General features: G+C 72.6%; 4 protein-coding genes. 1 reads left to right on the top strand and 3 read right to left on the bottom strand.

Annotated elements, in window-relative coordinates; all coding sequences use genetic code 11:
- Positions 1 to 204 (top strand): hypothetical protein (locus I5E_RS00780; RefSeq protein ID WP_031260890.1); only part of this gene is annotated, 204 nt, incomplete at its 5' end.
- Positions 205 to 341: 137 nt separating this feature from the next.
- Here the strand turns inward: I5E_RS00780 and I5E_RS00775 are convergent.
- The 3 genes from I5E_RS00775 to I5E_RS00765 all read right to left on the bottom strand — a co-directional run.
- Positions 342 to 1,364 carry an ABC transporter substrate-binding protein gene (locus I5E_RS00775; RefSeq protein ID WP_022905325.1) on the bottom strand — a complete coding sequence of 341 codons (1,023 nt, stop codon included), beginning with the start codon at positions 1,362 to 1,364 and terminating at the stop codon, positions 342 to 344.
- Positions 1,365 to 1,375: 11 nt separating this feature from the next.
- On the bottom strand, positions 1,376 to 2,314 hold the full coding sequence (locus I5E_RS00770) for an ABC transporter ATP-binding protein (RefSeq protein ID WP_022905324.1): 939 nt from the start codon (positions 2,312 to 2,314) through the stop codon (positions 1,376 to 1,378).
- A partial coding sequence (locus I5E_RS00765) for a FecCD family ABC transporter permease (RefSeq protein ID WP_022905323.1) occupies positions 2,311 to 3,494 on the bottom strand: 1,184 nt, incomplete at its 5' end. The genes I5E_RS00770 and I5E_RS00765, both read right to left, overlap by 4 nt.

Raw genomic sequence — 3,494 nt, 5'->3', positions numbered from 1 at the left:
ACGGGCACGACCGACGCCGCCGACCAGATCTGGCTCGTCGGCGGGACGACCCGAGCGGTGACCGCCTACTGGCAGGGCAACACCGACGGCGGGAAGGCGAACCTGCGGCACTTCGCCAACGTCGAGGGGACGTACGCGACCACCCGCGCAGCCGTCTGGCGGCAGGCGCAGACGGCCGTCAACGCGGCGGTGCCGGTGGGGTGACGGACTGACGGATCCGACGGACGGGAGGCGCGGTGCCAGCTGGCACACCTCCCTCGCAGGCTCGGTCGGCGCGCCCCGCGTGACGCTGGCGCGTCACCGCTGAGCGGGGCGCGCTCCCGTCCGTCGGCAGGTGCGGACTAGGACAGCTTCTTGCCGTCCTGGAGCCAGCCCGCGAGCTGCTGCATGTAGGCGGCCTGCGAGGTGTAGTCGAGTGCGGGGAAGGTCCAGCTGTGGACCTGACCCGCTTCGAGGGCCGCGTTGTCGGCGAACGTCGGCTGCTTCTCGAGGTCGGCGACCTGGTAGCCCTGCTGCGAGAGCAGGATCACGTCACCGGAGATCTGGCCGGCGTTCTCCCACGAGTAGATGCCCCAGTAGAAGCCCTTCGGCTTCGGGTTCACGAAGTCGACGCCGAACGAGGTGTACATCTGCAGCGTCGGCTCGTCGGTCGGCCGCGTCACGTAGGCGCCGTCGCCGTCGGCGTACATCGAGACGACCGAGAGGTCCGAGTCCTTCGCGACCTTCTCGAGGTCGTCCGCGGCGGTCTCGAAGCGGTCCTCGGCCTTGTCGACCGTCGACTCCTTCGCGCCGAGCGACTCGGCGAGCTTCGCGATCGTCTCGATGACGTCCTCGCCCTTGCCGCCCCACTTGACCTGGGCGACCGGAGCGATCGCCTCGACCTGCTTCTGCTGCTCCTTGTCCTTGAACCCGTACCCCGGCTGGGTGGTGTCGAGCGTGCCCTGCTCGTCGGTCGGGTAGACCGAGGTGACGACGAGGTCGGGCTTCAGCGCGGCGAGCTGCTCGAGGTCGATGTCGCCGTAGGCGGCGCCGAGCTGCGTGATGCCGTCGGTGTCGAGGTCGTCGAAGCGGGCGTCCTTCGCCATGGTGAGCTGCCCGAAGGTGCCGACCGGCTTGAGCCCGTACTCGATGAACGAGATCGCGATGTCGTTGAGCACGACGACGCGCTTCGGGGTGTGGTCGACCTTGATGGTCGTGCCGGTGGCGTCCTTGTACGACCAGGCGCCGCCGGCCGCGGCGCTGCTGCCGCTGCCGGCGCTGTCGTCGGAGCTGTCCGTGCTGGAGCAGCCGGCGAGGAGGAGGGCCGAGACGGCCACGGAGGTCACGAGGGCGGCGCGGAAGGAGCCGCGGCGGATGATCTTCACGTTAGGAGAGGCTAACCTAAGTTGCGGGTGCCCGCCAGTTCGGATTCCGGACGGGTGGTGCCGGCCGGCGTCGCCTCGGCCCGGACCACGTCGTGCTCGTCGGCCTCGGGCACGATCATCGGCGCACCGGTCACCGGGTCCGCCACGACGCGGGCGTGCAGGCCGAACGCACGGTCCAGCAGCTCCGGGGTGAGGACCTCGGCAGGCGTGCCGTCGGCTGCGATGCCGCCGTCGTGCAGGACGACGAGCCGGTCCGAGTAGCGGGCTGCGAGGGTCAGGTCGTGCAGGACCATGACCACGGTCGACCCCTGCTCGCGGTTGAGGCGCCGGACGAGCCGGAGGACCTCGAGCTGGTGCGCCAGGTCGAGGTACGTCGTCGGTTCGTCGAGGAGGAGGGTGTCGGCCTGTTGGGCGACGACGAGGGCGATCCACGCTCGTTGCCGCTGGCCGCCGGAGAGGCTCGCGACGTCGCGGTGGGCGACCTCGGTCAGGCCGGTGGCCGCGATCGCCTGCTCGGCGATGTCCGCGTCGTCGGCCGTCCAGGGCTTCGCCCACGACTGGTGCGGGTTCCGGCCGCGCATGACCAGGTCGAGCACGCTCGTGCCGGCCGGGGCGACGGGGGACTGCGGCAGGATCGCGAGCTTCTTCGCGACCGCCCGGTTCGGCTCGCGGCGGATCGGCACGCCGTCGAGGTGGACCTCGCCGGACTGCGGCTTCAGGACGCGGCCGAAGGCCTTGAGCAGCGTGGACTTCCCGCAGCCGTTCGCACCGAGGAAGGTCGTCACCGTGCCGCGTTCGATCCGCAGGTCGAGGTCGGCGAGCACGGGGTGCCGGTCGTAGCCGACGGCGAGTCCGCGGGCCTCGAGCACGGGGACGGCGGTGCCTGGCTGGGTGTCGGTGGTGCCTGGCTGGGTGTCGGTGGTGCCGGGCCAGGTGTCGGTGCGGGTCATCGGGACATCTCCTTGCGGTGACGGATGAGGAGCCAGATCAGGTACGGGGCGCCGATCACGGTCGTGATGATGCCCACCGGGACCTGCCAGGGGAACGCCGAGCGGGCGAGCAGGTCGGCGGCGAGGACGAGGGCGGCGCCGAGCGCTCCCGCGAGCAGCAGGGGCGGACGGTTCGTGCCGGCGAGCCGGAGCCCGACCTGCGGGACGACGAACGCGACGAACCCGACCGGTCCGGCTGCGGCGACGGCCGCGGCGGTGAGGACGACCGCGAGCGCGATGACGACGAGCCGGTGCCGCTGGACGGCCAGGCCGACGCCGGTCGCGACCTCGTCGCCGAGCTGCCCGATGCCGAGGGCGGCGCTCGTGGCCAGCGCCAGGGGGACGGCGACCGCGGCGACGATCAGCAGCGGCCAGACGCTCGACCAGGACGTGCTCGACAGGCTGCCGACGAGCCACTGCGAGGCCGCGGCCGCGGCGGTGATCTTCGCGCGGACGAGCAGGTAGCTCGTGACGGCGTCGAGCGTGGCCCCGACCCCGATGCCGACGAGGATCAACCGGTAGCTCTGCACCCCGCCGCGCCACCCGAACCCGTACACGGCCGCAGCCGCGAGGAGCGCGCCGATCGTCGCGGCGACCGGGATGCCGCCGCCGAGGACGACCGCGGAGACCGAGTACGACCCGCCGCCGAGCACGATCGCGGCCACCGCTCCCACGCTCGCGCCGGAGGTCACCCCGATGATGTCCGGCGTCCCGAGCGGGTTCCGCGTGAAGGTCTGGGTGAGGGCTCCGGCGACCCCGAGCGTCAGGCCCACCAGCGCGCCCGTCAGCACGCGGGGGAGGCGCAGGGTGGAGACGATGAAGGCGTCCGGTCCCGACTCGAGCCCGAACAGCGACCGGATCACCGTCACCGGGGCGATCCAGGTCGACCCGATCGCGACGCCGAGGACGATCAGGACACCGACGGCCCCGAGTGCGGCGACCGTGTACCAGAAGACCCGGGGGTGCCAGGCGAGCCCGACGGGGCCGATGACGACGCCGCGGCGGCCCGCGGCGGTGTGCGTGCGGGGGTGCGTCTCCGTGCGCGTCTGCGTCTGCGCGTCCGTCTGGGTCTGCGTCTGCGCGTCCGCGCGCGGCTGCGTCTGCGCCTGCGCGTCCGTGCGCGTCCGTGCTGCTCCGCCGC

The sequence above is a fragment of the Curtobacterium sp. B18 genome, assembly GCF_000333375.1.
GTDB lineage: Bacteria > Actinomycetota > Actinomycetes > Actinomycetales > Microbacteriaceae > Curtobacterium.
Note: the sequence above shows the minus strand (reverse complement) of the source record. Positions and strands in the feature narration are given on the sequence as shown.